Consider the following 17,462-nt stretch of genomic DNA (forward strand, 5'->3'; position numbering starts at 1 on the left):
GCGCCTCAGGGGCGGCGCCTGACGTCGTTCGAGGCGGGCGGACGTGCGGTGGTCGCACGTCCGCCCTTTTGTCAGTGGGGGCGCAGGGCCTTTTCTATGGCGGTCAGTTTGTCTGCCAGGTGCAGGAGGGCGCCCACGGACGGGTCTTCCTGGTTTCCGGCGAGGGTCTGGGCGCGCTGGTAGGCGGCTTTGATCTCCGTCCAGCGGTCCGCCTGGGCGGGCGTCAGGGTGCCGCGGAGGTCGGCCAACTTGAGCATGTTCGCTTCGGCGTCTGAGGTCAGGGTTTGGGACTCGGCTCGGTAGTGGTCGTCTATGGCGGCTTCCAGCTCGGCTGCGTTCATGACCGGCAGGATGCGTTCGGCGAGTTTGTTCATGTCGCGGTAGGAGCCCTGGAGGCGGAATGGGGGCTCGGTGCGGGCGGAGTCGTCCTGGGCCGCGGAGGATATGTAGGTGCGGTTGACCGTCAGGACCACTTGCTGGACGTGGAGGAGCTTTTCCAGGACGGAGAGGATCTCGTCCAGTTCGGTCTGGGAGTATGGGTGGGACAGGCGGTCGGGGCGGACGGTCTGGTCGCCGGAGGCAAGGCGGACCAGCAGCTCCACGTCGGAGCGGTCGTGAGCGGTGAGGGGTGCGAGGGCGGGGTTGGAAGTCAGGGCGTTCTCGATGTAGCTGAGCGCGAACAGGTCGTCCTTGCCGGACAGGACGTCGCCCAGGTTCCACACGTCGGCACGGTTGGCGAGCATGTCGGGGATGCGGAAACGCTGCCCGGACTCGGTGTACGGGTTACCGGCCATGCAGACGGCGAAGCGTTTGCCGCGCAGGTCGTAGGCGCGTGGGTCGCCGTCCTTGACGCCTTCGATTCGGCGCTGGGCGTCGCAGAGGGGAATGAACTTCTGGAGGAGCTCGGGGGATGTGTGCTGGATGTCGTCCAGGTAGAGGAGGACGTTGTTGCCCATGTCGAGGGCGAAGTTGATCTTTTCGACCTCCTGGCGGGCGGTGGCGTTGGGGGCCTGGGCGGGGTCGAGGGACGTCACGTCGTGGCCGAGGGCGGGCCCGTCCACCTTGACCAGGGCCAGGCCGAGGCGGTCGGCGACGTACTCCATGAGGGTCGTCTTGCCGTAGCCGGGCGGGGAGATGAGCAGCAGCATTCCCATCTGGTCGGTGCGCTTGCCGTCGCCTGCGGCGCCCAGTTGCTTGGCGAGGTTGTCGCCGATGAGGGGCAGGTAGACCTCGTCGACCAGGCGGTTGCGGACGAACGCGCTCATCGTGCGGGGTTTGAGGGCCGGGATGCCGAGGCGCTTCTCCTCGGTCGCGATGAGGTCGTTCCGCTGCTTCTGGTAGGCGCGGAAAGCCGGGACGCGGTCGGTGCGGAAACTCTGCGTGCGGGCCAGGAGCTCGTCCAGGCGCAGGTCGATGTGGCGGTCGACTATGCGCGGGTGGTTGCCGAGCAGGTCGTCGATGGTGGCGGTCAGGGCGGCGGGGGAGTCGTAGCGGGCGGACGCGCAGAGCTGCATCGCGACCGCCTCGGGCAGGTCGGACGGGTCGTCGGCGAACGAGCTGAGCCAGGCTTCGGCGAGCTGGTGGCGGGCGGCGAGGTCGTCGCCGAGGGCGCTCAGGTCGTCCTCCAGTTCGGCTTGGTGTTCCTGGCCGAAGTTCTTCAGCAGCTCGCGGGCGCTTTGGCCGGCGACGAAGCCGTCCGGGGCGGTGGCCAGTTCTTCGATCAGGTACTCCGCCGCGAGCGGGCCGTCAGGGAGCACCAGGCCGGTGCCGTCGGTGAAGGCGGTGATGGACGCGGCGAGTTCGGTGATGAGGGCGGTCAGGGCGCCGGTGCGGCCGAACGCCTGGCGGGCTCGGACTAGGGAGCGGGCGCGGGTCGTCCATGCGGCGCGCTCTGCGGGGGTGGTGCCGTGGGTCCAGAAGAGCTGCGCGGTGGCGCGGGCCGGGGACGGGTAGCGCAGCAGCCCGGCGTCGGTGTGGAGGCGCAGCAGTGTTTCCAGGATGCGGGCGGCGTCGTGGTCGTGGACGCCCCGCTCGTAGCCCTCGTCGTAGCGGTCGGCGGCCACGTCGCGGACGAGGGTGAGGAGGCGGTCGTCCGCCGCGGCCCGGCGCAGCTCGGCGGGGTCGGCGTCCGCGAGGATCGACGTCGCCAGGTACTCGGCCCGGTAGGTTTCCGGGGTTTCCGAGACGAGGGTCTGGTTCCACAGATGGCGCGTCGCGGCGAAGTCCTCGTCGAGGACGGGGGCCCGGTAGTCGGTGCCGGTGATCGCGAAGGCGACGGTGTCGCGGTGCGGGACGAGGGTCAGCTCGATCGGGCGGGTGTTGACCGCGAACCGGTGCCGGCCGAGCCGTATCGTCCCGCCGTCGTCGCCGTACAGGTCGAGGCGGTCGCGCAGGGCGCGGCCGGCCTCCTGGCGGGCGGCCTTGACGCGGCCTTCCAGCTCTTCGGCGCGGACGCCGTCGTCCAGGGCGCGCAGCTCGTCGGCGATCGCGCGGAGGCGGGCCACCATCGCGTCGGTGGCGAAGTAGGTGTTGACCTCGTCCGGGGATCCGAGTGCGGCGGCGCGGCGGCGGATGCCGGAAAGAATGCGTTCGGCCGATTCGGTGAGGCGGTCGGTGCGGCGGGCGCGCTCGTCCAGGAGGGTCTGCTTGCGGGACGAGAACGCCTCGTAGACCTCGGTGCGCTTCGTTTCCAGCTCGGAGAGGAAGTCGTCCAGGTCGGAGAAGCGGGCCTGCAGGGTCTCCAGGCGGAGGAGCAGGCGGCCGAGCTGCTCGTCGCAGGTTTCGGGAGTGGTGGCGCCGGCGAGGGCGCCGGCGATGGACTGGTCGAGCAGGGCCAGTTCGGCGGCGAACGCGGCGCGGCCCTCGCGTCCGAGGAGGTCGCGGCGCCGGTTGTCGAGGACGGCGCGGGCCCGGTTGAGGCCGCCGAGGACTTCGCCGACACGCTCCAGGATCGCGGTCCGGGCGGTGGCGTCGGTGATGTCGAGGTCGCCGACGACCTCGGTGACGACCTCCAGGCCCTCGTTCTGCGCGTCGAGGAGGTCGGCGAGGGCCACCGCGTCGGCGGCGGTCTCGATGGCGTGCGCCGACCCGGTGATGCGCTCCACTTCGGTGTGGTAGCCGGTGAAGGCGTCCTCGCCTTGGAGGAATTCGACGGCGGCCCGGCCCGCGTCCCGGAGCTCCGCCTGGACGGTTTCGGAAAGCTCGTCGATCCGCGCGGTGTCGACGTAGCGGAGGTCGCGCAGCGTTTCCAGGTGGCCTTGGGCGCGGCGGAACTCGGCGAGCCGGGTGATCCAGCCGTCCGCGGTCTCCGGCGACTCCGTGCGCGCCCGGCGGACCAGGGCGGTGATGTCGTCGGCGGCCTCGGAAACGGCGGCGACGGCCTGGTCGGTGAGAGCCCGGACCTTCTCGTACTCGTCCAGGACCTGCCCGGCGGTCGAGCGGACGTCCGCCAGCGGCGCCGCCACGTCCCCGAGGTCGCCGTCGGCGAGCCAGTGGTACAGGTCGGACGTCCGCGTGCACGCCGAGATCAGCGCCTCGAACACCCGGGTCGACGGCGACATCTCGTCCACCATGCGGGTGACGGAGAGGCATTCGGAGATGCCGCGGACGAGGTCCGCGTTTCCGACGCGCTCCAGCGGGCCCGTCCCGACGGGCTGGGCGGCGGCGTGCGCGTCGGACACGTACGGGGTCCGCCAGATCTGCATCGGGTGGACGCGGGCGGGCTCGTCCGAGAACGCGCGCATCACGGCCAGCGTCCCGTCCTCGAACAGCGAGTACCCGTGGCAGGTGACCGGCGTCGTGACCTGCTTGCGGATCACGTTGTACGGCAGCAGCAGCGACCGGCCGTCCTCGCGCGAGTGGAAGACGTAGAGGACGTCCTCGCCGTTGGGGGAGCGGACGACGCGCTCGTACTCCAGGCCCGCGACGTCGGTGTCGAAGGTCTTCGCGGCGCCGGTGTCGAGGTAGTAGCCGCCCGGAAAGATGATCCCGTGGTCGTCCGGCAGCCTCCGGCACGCCTGCGCGATGCCGTCGAGCCGCACGATCTCCTTGGTGCGGACGTTGAACACCAGGTGCCGCCACGCCGTCTCGTTGTACGGGCGGATCCGCAGCAGGATCAGCGCCCCGACCCGCGCGCGCAGGACGTCGGCGTCGGCGAGGGACTGCAGCGGCTCGTCCACGGGCTCGGAGTAGATGCCCGTCCCGCTGCCGGTGTTGTCCTCGATCTTGACGGTGAGGGTCCCGCCGATCGTCTCGACGAACACCTCGCCCTCGATCGAGATGTGCGGGTGCCGCCCGGGGACGTGGTCGTCCCGCGTGGTCTCGACCCACTCGACGTCGTGCGCCGGCGGGAACTCGTGGTCGCGTTCGCCTTGGTTGTCCTCGTACACGACGGTCCCGTCGGGGGCGGTGCGCCACCGCAGGACACGCAGGTCGGACAGGCGGGGGCCCGTCTGGAACACGGCGAGCAGCCGCCCGTCCACGAGGCGCAGCTGAAGCAGCCGCGCCTGGCGGTAGTACCGGTACATGTCGGCGAAGTCGCGCTGGAACCGCGGGTCGTCCAGCAGGCCGGGGACCGCGTCCATCCCGGCAGGGACGAACGCGATGCCGTCGCCGTCCCGCGTGAAGCGGTGCAGGGAGAACACGTCGTCGACCGTCGTCTCCGGCTTCAGCCCGAGGAAGACGTTGTAGCCGAACAGCATCACCCCGCCGAGCGCGACCACGTCGCGCGGGACGCAGCTGTGCGACGTCCGGATCTGCTCGGTGCCCGCCAGCCGCAGTTCCGTGCCGCCGAAGACCTCCAGCCGCCGGTCGTTCAGCGACTCGGCCCGCCGCGCCAGTTCCGCGGCGTGCTCGGCGAGCCGCGCGCGCAGCACCTCGTAGGTCCCGTGGTCGAGCTCCGCCCGCCCGGCGTCGGCTCCGGTGGCCTCCCTCACGTCCTCACTCATTCGTCTCTCCCGTCTGTCCTTCGTTCACGCACATTCGCCGCGTCCTCCCCCGCCGGCCCATGCCCTCCACGCACCCCCCGCCACCCTCCCGCCACACGTCGAGCTGCGGCGTGTCGCCCTCATCGGCGGGCCTCAAAGGGCGACACGCCACAGGTCAACGCAGCCGTTGCGCGGTCGGGCGGTGCTGGGGGCGGCGAGCCCGTCGAGGGGACGCGGCTCGCCGCTCCTCGGCATCAGTTGGTGGCGGTCAGGGCGGATCCGTTGATCTCGGACAGGGGGGCGTCGGCGACGCCGAGGCGGCGGGCGGTGTCGAGCAGTTCGCGCAGCCCGCCCGTCTCCGGGCCACCGTCCTTGATCAGTCGCAGCAGGAGCGCGGAGAGCGTCAGGTCGCGGACGCCGCCGGTGTCGATCGAGCCGAGCAGCCTGGACATGTCGCCCATGAAGCTGCCCGACCCGTCCAGCCAGGGCCCGGCGATGGACTGCGCGACCTCGGAGTTCTGGACGAAGCCGTCCACGCTCTTGCCGAGGGCGATCGACCCGACGAGCCGGTCGAAGAACACGCTGTCGCCGCCGACGATGTTGATGTCGGCCTTGTCCAGCCCGGCCGCGAGGACGCTCGCCTGCGCCTCGGCGACCTCCCGCTGCACCTGGATCCCGGCGAGCCGGATGTCCTTCTCCGTCTCCAGCCGCAGCCGGTACTCCTCGTGCTGGCGGGACGCCTCGTCCAGCGCCGCCATCGCGCCGGCCTTCTCGTTCAGGCCCTCCGCCTCGGCCTTCAGGTTGTCGCGGATCCGCGTGGCCTCGACCAGCGCCTTCTGCTGAGCGACGGCGGCCTCGGCGCGGCCGAGCTTCTCGATGGCCGCGGCGTCCTTCTCGCGCACCTGGACCTCGGCGAGCCCGGCCGCGGCGGCCTCGGCCCGCAGGCCCTCGGCCAGCCGGATCTTGGCCTGCGCGTCCATCTCCGCGGACTCCTGGCGGGCCCGCGCCATCGTCAGCTCCTCGCGGGCGCGGTGCTCGGCGGAGGCCTCCGCGGCCTCGGCGGCCTTGATGTCCTTGACCAGGTTCTCCTGCGCCTCGGCCTCCGCGTGGATGATGACCGACTGGCGGGCGCGCTCGGCCTCCTCGACCGTCCGCAGCCGCTTGATGCCCTCCTCCTGCTCGGCGACCGTCCGCTCGACCGCGATCCGCTCCCGGACGACGTTCGCGATCTCCCGCTTCTCCGCCTCGACCTCCTTGTCGGCGGCGATCCGGGTCAGCTCCGTCTCCCGCTCGCGGGCGATGACCTCCAGGAGGCGGTCCTTCTCGATCCGCTCGCTCTCGATCGCGAGGACCCGCTCCTTGTTCTTCTCGGCGACCGAGACCTCCCGGTTCTTGTTCTCGGTCTGGACGCCGAGCTGCTCGTCGGTGCGGATGTGCGCGGTCTGCGCCCGCAGCCGCTCCTCCGCCTTCACCCGCTCGATCTCCGCCTCCTCGCGGGCCCGGACGGTCTCGACCTCACGCTGCTGCCGCAGCTCGGCGTCGGCCTGCCGGCGCTCCAGCTCCAGGATCGCCTCGCGCGCCTCCACGTCCTGGCGTGTGATCTCCTTCTGCTCGTTGCGGGCGTGCTCGTTGGTGCGGACGTGCTCGATCGCGGTCAGCTCGGTGATCTTCCGGATGCCCTGGGCGTCCAGGATGTTCGACCTGTCCAGGGAGAGCAGCGGCGTCTGCTCCAGGTAGTCGATCGCGGCGTCCTCGAGGCTGTAGCCGTTCAGGTCCGTGCCGATGACGCGGATGATGTGGTCGCGGAACTCGTTGCGGCGGATGTAGAGGTCGGCGAAGTCGAGGTGCTTGCCGACGGTCTTCAGCGCCTCGGAGAACTTGGCCGCGAACAGTTCCTGCAGCGTCTCACGGCTGCTGGCGCGTTCGGTGCCGATGGCCTGCGCCACCTTCACCACGTCCTCGGCGGTCTTGTTGACGCGGACGAAGAACGTGATGCGGATGTCGGCGCGGATGTTGTCCTTGCAGATCAGCCCTTCCCGGCCGGTCCGCTCGATGTCGATCGTCTTGACCGAGATGTCCATCATCTCGGCCTTGTGCAGAACCGGCAGGACGATCGCGCCGGTGAAGGTGACGTCGACCTTCTTGAACTTGGAGATGATCAGGGCGCGGCCCTGGTCGACCTTCTGGAACAGCTTCTTCACCATCAGCACCAGGCCGAGGGCGATGAGCAGCGCGAGCGCGAGGAGCACACCGGCTCCCAAGGTGATGGTTTCCATCGAGAATCCCTGTCTGTAGGGGGATAGGTCGCGGGGGATCAGAGGGCCGGACGGTCGAATGCCGCGTCATGCGGCATGACCCAGAAGAACTGTCCGGCCGGATCGAAATCGAAGATGAGCGCGGTGCTGCCGGTGGTGAGGCCGGTGCCCTGCGCCTCGCCCGCCACGGCCACGTCCATGGCCGGCTGCCTGACCTGGACGATGGCGGACGAGCCGTCGGGGGCGGTGACCTCGGCCTGGCCGAAGTCCGGCCCGACCCTCCCGGTGCGGATCACGCAGGGCATCCCGACGAAGTCGCGCAGCGACGTCGCGGCCGGGCTCCGGAAGACGCGGCGCAGCGGCAGCACGGCCAGCCGCGTCCCGGACCAGGCCAGCGCCAGGGCGGCGACCAGGACCAACGCCCGCAGGACGGTGCCGTCGAGCAGAGCCGCCCCGGCCAGGCTGACGAACCACGCGAGCGCGATCAGCAGCGAGAACACGACCGTGCCGGGGACGCCGCCGAGCCCGAGGAGCGCGAGCCCGCCGGCCACGGCCCCGTCCCCGGCGTCCCCGTCCTCGGCGCCGGCGCCGGCCCCCGCATCGGCATCGGCACCGGCGCCGAGGAGGTCGATTCCCAGGCCGCCGACCAGGACGAGTGCCCAGTACAGGACGACGACAAGGAGAGAGAAGCTGAAAAGCGCCGTCGGAAAACCGAAGGCGACATCGACGAATTCACCCATTTGAACGCACGCTTCCGCATCGATACGTCATGGACCGCGCCGGGCACGCTGAATGCGCGCCGGCCCGTGAAGAAAGGCCCGCTGAGGGGAGATGAGGGTGTCGCTCAGCTATCGGGGAAGTCGTGCGCCCAGGCCATGATGATCAGGCCGTACAGCGGGGCGGAAGCGCGCGGCGTCGGAGGCGGCGCACACAAAAAGTGCCGGGGAGTCATCAAACCTCCTGGTCGCAGACATATGCTGTCTCGCCGACCAGGCTTCCCGGCACACCAGTCATTACCTTAGCTTATTTCTCTCATTGAGGGAAGTCTTCTGCCGGATCGGCCGCCGTCACCGCCCGCTCCCTGGCGTTCACTCTCCCCGACCTCCCCGGTTCCCCGTGGGGGTTGCGCCGTGTGGTGGGCGGATGTCTAGCATGGGCGGGTCAGGTCTGGACGAACTTTCAGGTTGCGTTGAGGTGGCTTTGGGGTTCGGCTCAGACAACCGGCGTACTTTGGCGCGCCATGACTTCGCAGACCAGCCGGCCGATCTTCGTCATCGGCTGCCCCCGTTCGGGAACGACGCTGCTCCAGCAGATGCTGCACTCGCACCCGCGCATCGCGTTCCCGTCCGAGACCAGGTTCGTGCACACCTCCTACGAGGTGCGGCACACCTTCGGTGACCTGGAGCTGGAAGAGAACCGGCGCAAGCTGGCCGAGTGGATCGCCAAGGGCAGGGACACCAAGTTCCACGTCCTCAAGCTGGACGCGGAGGACATCATCGAGGAGATCGTGCACGGGCCCCCGACGCTCGGGTCCGCACTGGCGATCATCTTCCGGGCGTACGCGCGCGAGCACGGCAAGCCGCGCTGGGGCGACAAGCGCCCGAGCTACTTCCGCCGGATGCCGATGCTCAGGCGGATGTTCCCGGACGCGCAGTTCATCCACCTCGTCCGGGACGGACGGGACGCCGTGAGCTCGCTGAAGAAGATGCCCTGGTACCACGGCGACACGTACTCGGCCGCGCTGACCTGGCGGGAGGCGGTCGACACGGGCAAGCGCCTCCGTGAACGCCTCGGCCCGGACACCTTCTACGAGTTCCACTACGAAGACCTCGTCGCCCAGCCGGAGGACGCGCTGAAGCCGCTGTGCGAGTTCCTCGGCGAGGAGTACGACCCCGCGATGACCAAGGCGTACGAGCATGCCCGCAAGACGGTGCCGTCCGCGCGCAAGTGGCACCTCCGTACGCACGAGGCGCCCAACACCCGCAACGTGGGGGCGTGGCGTGACCGCCTTGAGGACTGGGAGGCGGATCTCGTCGAGCACGTCCTCGCCTCCCGGCTGGTGGACCACGGCTACACGCTGTCGGGGGTGTCGCGTCCGTCCGCCGCGCACCTCGCCACGTTCCATCGGCTCGCGGCGCACCGGTGGCGGTCGCGGCATGCGCACGCGGTGCTGGACCGGCTCGTGCAGACCCGCGACCCCAATCCCGTCGTCTCGCTGCTGGACGGGCCGGTGCCGGTGGACGGCACGTCTGACGAGGGCTGACTCCGCCGGAGACAGGTGCGTCTTGCCGCGGGGGAAGAAGGACCTGGCTTGCCCGTGATGGGTGGGTCTGAGTGGTTGACCGAAATTCTCATGGAACGTGCCGGAGTGCGGTGGCCGGCCGCTGCCCGCCCGGGGCGGACCTGCTGGGGAACGACGCAGGTCGCGTGCCGTCGTGAGGTCCGCGGGGAGGAACGGATCGGTGGGACTGGCGGGTATGCCGGTTTCCCGTCGTGCTGCGGGTGGGTCCCTTAACGGAAGTGGTTACCCATCGGTAACATGGCGCCGTTTTACCGTATCACTGACTTAATTTACGAAACAGAGACATGGTTGTGTCCGATCGTTCACATCCGGATCTGAGACACATCATCCATTTGCCTGTATCTTGCGTGTTGCTCGTCTTCCGATAGCTATCGCGATTGATTCGATGATCCTCTTACATAAGGAGGAGTGCGGTGACCCGATCGGAAACAATTTCCCACGGCGAGTTGCAATCGTGGCTTCTTGACAGGATCGCCTTCTACCTCGACAGGCCTGCCGAAAACATCGATCCAGGGGTCGAACTGGCCCGCTATGGCGTCGACTCGGTCTACGCCATCAGCATCATCAGCGACATCGAGGACCACCTGCAGGTCGAGGTCGACGTGGCCGAGGCCCGGCGCAGGGAGACGGTGACCGCGCTCACCGACTACCTGCTCGAACTCGTCGCGTGATGGGCGGCCGGCCGGGCGGCGCGCCCGTCATGGTGGTGCTCGGCGACAGCGTGGCCGAGGGCCAGAACGACCCGGACCCGGCCGGCGGGTGGCTCGGCTGGGCCGGTCGGCTCGCCCATGAGCTGGGCGTTTCCCGTGAGGAGATGCTCAACGTCTCCGACCCCGGTGCGACGATCGAGGACGTGGCCGGCGAGCAGCTGCCCGCCGTCCGGCACCTGCGGCCGGGCCTGGTCGTGCTCGGCTGCGGCATGAACGACGCGCTGCGCGGCTTCGAGCGGGCGGACGCGGCGGACCGGCTGAACGAGCTGTTCGGCTGGGCCCGGGAGCGCGGCGCGGTCGCGCTGGCGATTCCGGTGCCCCGGCCCCCGCTGCTCGACCTCGCCCCGATGTCGCAGTTCCGCAAGAAGCGGACCGTGCAGCGCATTCACGACTTCAACGAAGAGCTCGGCCGCGCCGCCCGCGAGTTCGGAATACCGTTTCCCGCGCGGGAAACGGTGGCGAAAGTCGCTGACCCCGCGATGTGGAGTGCCGACGGAATCCACCTGAACCCGAGAGGACACGCATATGTGGCGGAGGTGATCGCGCACATCGCACGAAGCCTGCTCGGCGAGCGGGCCATCTGAGCCTCGGGGGCCACCGCACAAGTCTGGGATAGAGATGAAGAGACCATTCACCTTCGCCCGCGTCCCCCAGTCGATGATGCTCATTCCGCTCGCGCCGGTCCTGGCCGTCCAGGCATGGCGGACGGCGCGCCGGACGCCCCGGCTCGCCCCCGCGACCGGGGACGAGTACGGCTTCGTTCCCGGCGCGGATCCCGGTGCCGGGCCCGCGTACCGGGTCGTGGTGATCGGCGAGTCCACCGCCGTGGGAGTCGGGGCGTCCCAGCATGCGCAGGCGCTGCCGGGCTTCCTCGCCGAGGCGCTGAGGGAGCGCCTGCGCAGAAGCGTGGCGTGGTCGGTCAACGGCGAGAACGGCGCCACGGCCCACCGGGTCGTGACCGGGCTCGTCCCACCGGTGAACGGCGCGTCCGGCAACGGATCGTCCCACGGAGCCCCGGCCCAGGCAGGCGCATCACCCGGTGATCCGGCCGCCGGCGGCGTGAGCCCCGACCTCGTGGTCGTCACCGTCGGGATCAACGATCTGATCCGGCGGCGCCCGCTGCGGCGGTGGACGGACGACATGGCCGAGCTCATCGCCGTCCTGCAGGGCAGGTACGCGCACGCGACCCTGGTCGTCGCGGGAATGCCGCCCGTCCACCGGTTCCCGGCGATCCCGCAGCCGCTGCGCCTCTTCCTCGGCGCGCGGGCGCGCACCATGGACCGGATCATGCGCGACGCGGCCCGGGCGGGCGGGGCGGTCCACGCTCCCATGGACGAGGCGATGGCGCGCGACCGCCGGCTCTTCGCCTCCGACGGCTTCCACCCGTCCCCCGACGGCTACCGGGCCTGGGCCGAGGATCTCGCCCGCGCCGCCGCCCCCGCCCCCGCCACCGCTCCCGCCATCACCACGACACCGGCCCCGGCGCCGGGCCCCGACCCCGGGGCCGGCACCGAGGCCGGTTCCGCCGAGAGCACGCCCCCCGCCGGCACCGTCCCGCCCCGGACGGTGAACTGACCGGCCCACGGCAAGCGAAGGGACAGCTCAGGTGACGGTTCCCGGAACGTTCCGAAAGGCGGTGGAGGCCCACGACCTCTCCGCGATCACCAGCGCGCTCGATCCCGAAATCGAGTTCCACAGCCCGGTGATGGTGAAGCCGTACCACGGCCGCGACGCCGTCGCCGCGCTGCTCGGTGTGCTGCTGGAGGTCTTCGAGGACTTCCACTACACCGACGAGCTGGTGAGCCGCGCACCGGACGGCCCCGGCGGAGCCGGGCCCGCCCAGGCGCTGATCTTCGACGCCCGGGTCATGGGCAAGGTCGTCCAGGGACTCGATCTGCTCAGGTTCGGCGACACCGGCCTCGTCACCGGCCTGACCGTGATGGTCCGCCCCCTGCCCGCGGCGATGACGCTCGCCCGCGTGGTCGGGAGGCGGATGGAGGGAGCGGAGGGACCGGGGGGCCCGTCCGACACCGCCCAGCTATAGGGAGTGGAAAGAGAGATGGACAGTAAGGTCCCCGCGCACCCCGCAGGTGCCGCACGCCCCGCGGAGCCCGTGACCCAGGCAGACCCCGCAGGTCAGGCAGACCCCGTGGGCCCGGCGCACTCCGCGCGTCCGGCGCCCGCCGTGCGTGCCGGACGTGCCGAGTTGTCTCCGGCGCACCGGATCGCCGCCGATCTGGACGGCTATCTCGGCGACCCGATGGACGACGAGGCCGGGCCGTTCTCCTACAAGGCGATCGTTGAGGCCGAGGAGCGCGACGAGTTGCCGCCGGGCGCGGTCGACGCCGTCCGGGCCTGGGGTTTCCCGAAGTATCTGGTGCCGGTCGGGCTCGGCGGCCGGCTGACGACGCTGGAGGAGCTGTTCTTCGTCACGCGCGGCATCTCGCGCCGCAGCGTCACCGTCGCGGTGATGTACGGGTCGGGGCTGCTGGCGGTGAACCCGGTCTGGCTCTGGGGCGACGGGTGGCAGCGCAGGACCGTGGCGGACGGGGTGCTGAACGGCGATCTGGCCTGCTTCGGCGTCTCGGAGGCCGATCACGGCAGCGATGTGATGGCGTCGGAGTCGGAGGCCGAGATCCGCGGGGACGAGCTGCTGCTGACCGGGACGAAATGGCCGGTCGGCAACGCCACCCGCGGGCGGTTCGTCACCACCTACGCCAAGACCGGTACGAGGGACTTCTCGCTCATCCTCGTCGACAAGGAGGAACTCGAACCGGACATGTGGGCGGCGCTGCCGCCGGTGCGGACGGTGGGGCTGCGCGGCCACGACCTGAGCGGCGTCGCGTTCGTCGGTGCCCGGATCCCGGCGGACCGGGTGATCGGGCGGCGCGGGTCCGGGCTCGTCCAGACGCTGAAGACGCTGCAGATCACCAGGACGGCGATCGCGGCGCTGTCGGTCGGGACGATGGACGCCGTGGTGCGCATCGGGATGGAGTACTCGCACCAGCGCACGCTGTACGGGTCGGACATCTACAAGATCCCCGTGATCCGCGACCATCTCGTCAAGACGCACCTCGATCTGCTGATCGCCGAGTGCGTGGCGATCCCGGTGACGCGCTGCCTGACGGTCGCGCCCGGACGCCTCAGCCTGTGGTCGTCGATCGTGAAGTACTTCGTCCCCGTTCTGGGGGAGGAGGTCGTGGCCAGCATCGGGACCGTGCTGGCGGCGCGCGGCTACCTGCGTGAGGGCGTGGCGCACGGGGTGTTCCAGAAGCTTCAGCGCGACCACGCGATCGCGAGCATCTTCGAGGGGACCACGCACGTCAACCTCGCCAACGTCGCCGGGCAGCTCCCCTATCTGATCGAGCCGCCGGAGGAGACGGGAGGCGAGGAGGAACTGCTCGCCGACCTGTTCTGCTGGACGAGGACGCCGCCCGCGTGGGAGCCGGACGGCCGGATGCTGCAGCTCACCAACGAGGGCCGCGACGAGGTCGGGCAGCGGTTCGAGGAGATCTCCGAGGAACTGCTGTCGGCGGCGAACGCGCACGCGGCGCCCGGGGTCGCGGCGGAGCTGAAGGACCTGATGTCCAGCATCGGCGGGCTGCGCGCCAAGGTGGACGAGGGCATCCGGGCGAGCGAGGGCGACACCGGTTCGGTGGCGGCGCTGGCTCGCGCCAAGCGGTACTGCGAGCTGCACGCGATGATCTCGTGCTGCCTCACGTGGCTGCACAACCGGCACGAGTTCGGCGGGGCGTTCGCCGAAGGGCAGTGGCTCGTGCTGTGCCTGCAACGCCTGCTGCAGCGCGCGCAGCCCGACACCGTCCTGTCCGAGGAGTTCCTCCCGTCGCTGGAGGGCGCGATGTTCCGCAGCTTCGACGAGCGCCGCTGGTTCTCCTTGCTGTCGCTGGCAGAAGACGAGTGACGGCCCATGCGCGCGCACAGGGATTTCGTGTCGCTCGTCCGGGAGAACATTCAGGAGCAGGGCGACGACCGGACGTTCACCTTCATCAGTGAGGAACCGGGCCGGAAGTACAAGGAGAACGTGCTCGGATTCGCCGAACTCGACCGGAAGGCCCGTGCGCTGGCCTGCCGGCTGGAGGCGCGCGGCCTGCGCGACAGGGCCGTCCTGCTCCTGTATCCGGAAGGGCTTGAGTTCCTGACGGCGTTCATGGGCTGCCTGTACGCGCGGGTCATCGCCGTCCCGGCGCCCCTGCCCGACCTGGACGCGGGACGGTTCGGACGCACCCGCCGGATCATCGAGGACGCCGACATCACGCTGATCCTCACCGAGACCGCCCACCGGGGCACGCTCGACGGGTGGCTGGACGACGCCGGCCTGAAGGGACGCGTCCACTGCCTGGACACCCAGAGCGGCGGGGCCGGGGAGGACGGCGACCCGGGCGGCGACCCGGACGGCTGGACGGCACCCGAGTTCGACCCCGGCACCCTCGCCTTCCTCCAGTACACCTCCGGGTCGACCAGCGACCCGAAGGGCGTGATGGTCACCCACGGGAACCTGCTGAGCAACGGTGAGGAGATCAAACGGCGCATCGAGGGGACACCCGACACGGTCGGGGTCGGCTGGGTCCCGCATTACCACGACATGGGCCTGGTCGGGCAGTTCCTCCAGCCGCTCTACCTCGGCTGCCGCTACGTGTTCACCTCGCCGATCACGTTCATCAAGCGTCCGGTGCTGTGGCTGGAGCTGATCACCCGCTACCGGGGCACGATCACGGTCGCGCCGAACTTCGGGTACGAGCTCGCCCTGCGCCGCGTCACCGACCGCCAGATGGACGGCCTGGACCTGTCGTCCCTGCGCGTGGTCAAGAACGGCGCCGAGCCCGTCCGGGCCGCGACGCTGGAGAGGGTGACCGAGCGTTTCGCCCCGATCGGGTTCCGCCCCGAGATGTGGATGCCGTGCTACGGGATGGCGGAGACGACCCTCCTCATCACCGCCGCGCCCCTCGGCGGCGGCCCGGTCATCCGCGACTTCGACGCCGAGGCCCTCACCCGCGACACCGCCGTCCCGCACGACGAACCGGGCGGCGCCGGCGGTGACCCCCGAGACAATGGCGGCAGCGGAAACAACGGTGCCCCAGGAAACAACCGCGGCAGCGGGAAGGACGGGGGCGGGGTGCGGCGGTTGGTGAGCAGCGGGTGCCCCGTGTCGCTGGACGTCCGCGTCGTCGATCCCGCGACGCGTGTGCGGCTGCCAGAGGGGCGTGTGGGCGAGATCTGGGTCGGCGGCGGCAGCGTCGCCCGCGGCTACTGGCGCAGCCCGGAGGAGACCCGTGAGGGATTCGAGGCCCGCACCGCCGAGGGCGGCGGCCCCTACCTCCGGACGGGCGATCTCGGTTTCCTCGCCGACGGCGAGCTGTACGTCACCGGGCGGCTCAAGGACCTCATCATCGTCAACGGGCGCAACATCCACGCCCACGACATCGAGGAGGCCGCGCGGGACGCGCACGGCGCCGCCCTCATCGGCGCGGCGTTCGTCGTCGACCCCGCGTTCGCCGGTGATCACGCGTTCGCCGGCGGCGGCGTGCCCGACGACGGCAGGGAACAGGTCGTCATCGTCCAGGAGATCAGCACCAGGGCCGCCGCGGGAACGCCGCTGGACGAGCTGGCGTCCCTCATCAAGACCCGCGTGGCCCGTGCGTTCGAGCTGCCCGCGCTGAGCGTCGTCCTGTCGGGGCGGGGCACGGTGCGGCGGACGACGAGCGGGAAGATGCAGCGCCGCCTGACCCGGCGGGCGTTCCTCAGCGGGGAGATCACCGAGCTGGCCGGCGACCTCGAACCGGGCGTCGCCGCGCTGCGCCGGCCGCCGGTGAGCGTCCGGTCGCCGGCCCCCGGGGCACCGGTCCCGGGGTCACCGGCGCCCGGCCATGGGAGTTTCGGTGAACCGGAAAATTCGCCCTAACCAATCCTAGTCAAAAGCATGACTAATCATGTCGTTGTCTGCTACCGTCGGCACAACCCTGAGTCAAGGCGGGGAGAGAAGGCCGATGGCGCTACGTCACGCGGTGCTGGCGGCGCTGCTCGATGGCGAGTACAGCGGCTACCAGCTGGCCAAGATCTTCGATTTGTCGGTCTCCAACTTCTGGCATGCCGTACCGCAGCAGCTCTACTCGGAGCTGTCGAGGTTGGAGACCGAAGGCCTGATCAGCGGACGGCAGATCATCCAGCACGACCGCCCCAACAAGCGGGTGTACACCGTCACGCAGGCCGGCGTCGCCGAGCTCGAACGGTTCGCGACGTCCCCCGCCAAGCCAGGGATCATCCGAGAGAACCTGCTCGTCATGGTGCAGGCCGTGGATCACATCTCCGCCGAATCCGTCATCGCGCAGCTCGAGGACCGGGCGGTGGCCTCCGCCGCCAAGGTCGAGGTCTTCGAGCACACCCTGAAGCACCTGCGCGGCGACCTGGACGAGGAGACGTTCCTGCGGACCGGTACCCCTGTGGGCCCGTATCTGACGTGCCTGCGCGGCCTGCGTTTCGAGCAGGAGAACTACGAATGGTTCACCAGTACCGCCCGGCTGCTGCGAGCCAGGGCGGGCACTCAGGCCGAGGGGGGCGAGCCGTCATGACCGAACTGCACCACGCACCGGCGGCCGCCATCCCCTCCGGCACCGTGCCGCCGCATGCCCGAACGGCGGCGGCACCGGCACCAACCCCCCGCGCCCTCCCCAGCCCCGCATCCCGGCAGGGCTGGATCGGGACAACACGCCTTAGTCAAGGAGGCGTCCATCATGTCGGGCGAACACCACACCATCGAACTCCCTAGCACCCTGGCCCCGTCCCCCCACAACGGCACCGCACCGCACGGACTGTCCACGATCGACGAACCCGCCGCGACCCTGCTGGGCGAGCTGACACTGCCCGCCGAACGGGCGTCGGTGCCGCGGGCGCGGCGCTTCAGCCGGTCCGTCGGCACCGCCTCCGGAGTCGGCCACATCGCCGACGACGCCGAGGTCCTGGTCTCCGAACTCGTCACCAACGCCGTCCGGCACGCCACCGTCCCCGGCTCCGCGCTGTGCCTGAAGATGCTGCGCACCGGCACCCGGCTCCGCATCGAGGTGCACGACCAGAGCGCCGCCGTTCCGCGGCAGCGTCCGGTCGACCTCATGGAGGAGACGGGACGGGGCTGGTTCCTGGTCGCGGTCATGGCCGAACGGCACGGCACCGACCACACACCGTCCGGAAAGTCGGTGTGGTGCGAAGTGCGGGCCTGGCCGCGGGACGAACACTCCGGACACTGAGCCTTCCCCTC

The 17,462-nt window shown here is 70.4% G+C and carries 12 protein-coding genes; 9 read left to right on the plus strand and 3 right to left on the minus strand.

The annotated features are described in order from the left end of the window. Positions 1 to 71: 71 nt before the first annotated feature. The 3 genes from ACTWPP_RS01345 to ACTWPP_RS01355 all read right to left on the minus strand — a co-directional run bounded on the left by ACTWPP_RS01345 (position 72) and on the right by ACTWPP_RS01355 (position 7,920). Positions 72 to 4,946 (minus strand): DNA repair ATPase, encoded by a 4,875-nt coding sequence (locus ACTWPP_RS01345; RefSeq protein ID WP_443102160.1) that lies wholly within the window; start codon positions 4,944 to 4,946, stop codon positions 72 to 74. 233 nt (positions 4,947 to 5,179) lie between these two features. Then, a complete protein-coding gene (locus tag ACTWPP_RS01350) occupies positions 5,180 to 7,201 on the minus strand; it encodes a flotillin family protein (RefSeq protein WP_443102161.1) in 2,022 nt (673 codons plus the stop codon). Positions 7,202 to 7,239: 38 nt separating this feature from the next. Further along, the gene (locus ACTWPP_RS01355) at positions 7,240 to 7,920 is read right to left on the minus strand and encodes a hypothetical protein (RefSeq protein WP_443102162.1); all 681 of its coding nucleotides are present in this window, start codon (positions 7,918 to 7,920) and stop codon (positions 7,240 to 7,242) included. A gap of 500 nt (positions 7,921 to 8,420) precedes the next feature. Here ACTWPP_RS01355 and ACTWPP_RS01360 point away from each other — a divergent pair, with 500 nt between their 5' ends. The 9 genes from ACTWPP_RS01360 to ACTWPP_RS01400 all read left to right on the plus strand — a co-directional run bounded on the left by ACTWPP_RS01360 (position 8,421) and on the right by ACTWPP_RS01400 (position 17,451). Continuing rightward, positions 8,421 to 9,443, plus strand: coding sequence for a sulfotransferase family protein (locus tag ACTWPP_RS01360; protein WP_443102163.1), 1,023 nt, complete (start codon positions 8,421 to 8,423; stop codon positions 9,441 to 9,443). Between the two features lie 452 nt (positions 9,444 to 9,895). Further along, positions 9,896 to 10,153: an acyl carrier protein gene (locus ACTWPP_RS01365; protein ID WP_358451604.1), complete on the plus strand. Its 258-nt coding sequence runs from the start codon at positions 9,896 to 9,898 to the stop codon at positions 10,151 to 10,153. Then, on the plus strand, positions 10,153 to 10,776 hold the full coding sequence (locus ACTWPP_RS01370; RefSeq protein ID WP_443102164.1) for an SGNH/GDSL hydrolase family protein: 624 nt from the start codon (positions 10,153 to 10,155) through the stop codon (positions 10,774 to 10,776). The genes ACTWPP_RS01365 and ACTWPP_RS01370 overlap by 1 nt, the downstream gene beginning before the upstream one ends. Before the next feature lie 34 nt (positions 10,777 to 10,810). Continuing rightward, positions 10,811 to 11,767, plus strand: coding sequence for an SGNH/GDSL hydrolase family protein (locus ACTWPP_RS01375; protein ID WP_443102165.1), 957 nt, complete (start codon positions 10,811 to 10,813; stop codon positions 11,765 to 11,767). A gap of 31 nt (positions 11,768 to 11,798) precedes the next feature. Beyond that, positions 11,799 to 12,236 (plus strand): nuclear transport factor 2 family protein, encoded by a 438-nt coding sequence (locus ACTWPP_RS01380; RefSeq protein ID WP_443102166.1) that lies wholly within the window; start codon positions 11,799 to 11,801, stop codon positions 12,234 to 12,236. Positions 12,237 to 12,251: 15 nt separating this feature from the next. Next, positions 12,252 to 14,114, plus strand: a complete 1,863-nt coding sequence (locus ACTWPP_RS01385) for an acyl-CoA dehydrogenase family protein (RefSeq protein ID WP_443102167.1) — start codon at positions 12,252 to 12,254, stop codon at positions 14,112 to 14,114. A 6-nt stretch (positions 14,115 to 14,120) separates the two neighbouring features. After that, complete coding sequence (locus ACTWPP_RS01390; RefSeq protein ID WP_443102168.1) at positions 14,121 to 16,112, plus strand: fatty acyl-AMP ligase; 1,992 nt, start codon at positions 14,121 to 14,123, stop codon at positions 16,110 to 16,112. A gap of 85 nt (positions 16,113 to 16,197) precedes the next feature. Then, on the plus strand, positions 16,198 to 16,779 hold the full coding sequence (locus ACTWPP_RS01395; RefSeq protein WP_443102170.1) for a PadR family transcriptional regulator: 582 nt from the start codon (positions 16,198 to 16,200) through the stop codon (positions 16,777 to 16,779). A gap of 162 nt (positions 16,780 to 16,941) precedes the next feature. Then, positions 16,942 to 17,451 (plus strand): ATP-binding protein, encoded by a 510-nt coding sequence (locus ACTWPP_RS01400; RefSeq protein ID WP_443102172.1) that lies wholly within the window; start codon positions 16,942 to 16,944, stop codon positions 17,449 to 17,451. The last annotated feature ends 11 nt before the right edge of the window (positions 17,452 to 17,462 follow it).

The organism is Actinomadura sp. 3N407 (genome assembly GCF_052245875.1).
In the GTDB taxonomy this organism is placed as follows: Bacteria; Actinomycetota; Actinomycetes; order Streptosporangiales; family Streptosporangiaceae; genus Spirillospora.

Coding starts and splice junctions, on each gene's coding strand:
- ACTWPP_RS01345 (WP_443102160.1), bottom strand. CDS start 4,946: ATGAGTGAGGACGTGAGGGAGGCCACCGGAGCCGACGCCGGGCGGGCG.
- ACTWPP_RS01350 (WP_443102161.1), bottom strand. CDS start 7,201: ATGGAAACCATCACCTTGGGAGCCGGTGTGCTCCTCGCGCTCGCGCTG.
- ACTWPP_RS01355 (WP_443102162.1), bottom strand. CDS start 7,920: ATGGGTGAATTCGTCGATGTCGCCTTCGGTTTTCCGACGGCGCTTTTC.
- ACTWPP_RS01360 (WP_443102163.1), top strand. CDS start 8,421: ATGACTTCGCAGACCAGCCGGCCGATCTTCGTCATCGGCTGCCCCCGT.
- ACTWPP_RS01370 (WP_443102164.1), top strand. CDS start 10,153: ATGGGCGGCCGGCCGGGCGGCGCGCCCGTCATGGTGGTGCTCGGCGAC.
- ACTWPP_RS01375 (WP_443102165.1), top strand. CDS start 10,811: ATGAAGAGACCATTCACCTTCGCCCGCGTCCCCCAGTCGATGATGCTC.
- ACTWPP_RS01385 (WP_443102167.1), top strand. CDS start 12,252: ATGGACAGTAAGGTCCCCGCGCACCCCGCAGGTGCCGCACGCCCCGCG.
- ACTWPP_RS01390 (WP_443102168.1), top strand. CDS start 14,121: ATGCGCGCGCACAGGGATTTCGTGTCGCTCGTCCGGGAGAACATTCAG.
- ACTWPP_RS01395 (WP_443102170.1), top strand. CDS start 16,198: ATGGCGCTACGTCACGCGGTGCTGGCGGCGCTGCTCGATGGCGAGTAC.
- ACTWPP_RS01400 (WP_443102172.1), top strand. CDS start 16,942: ATGTCGGGCGAACACCACACCATCGAACTCCCTAGCACCCTGGCCCCG.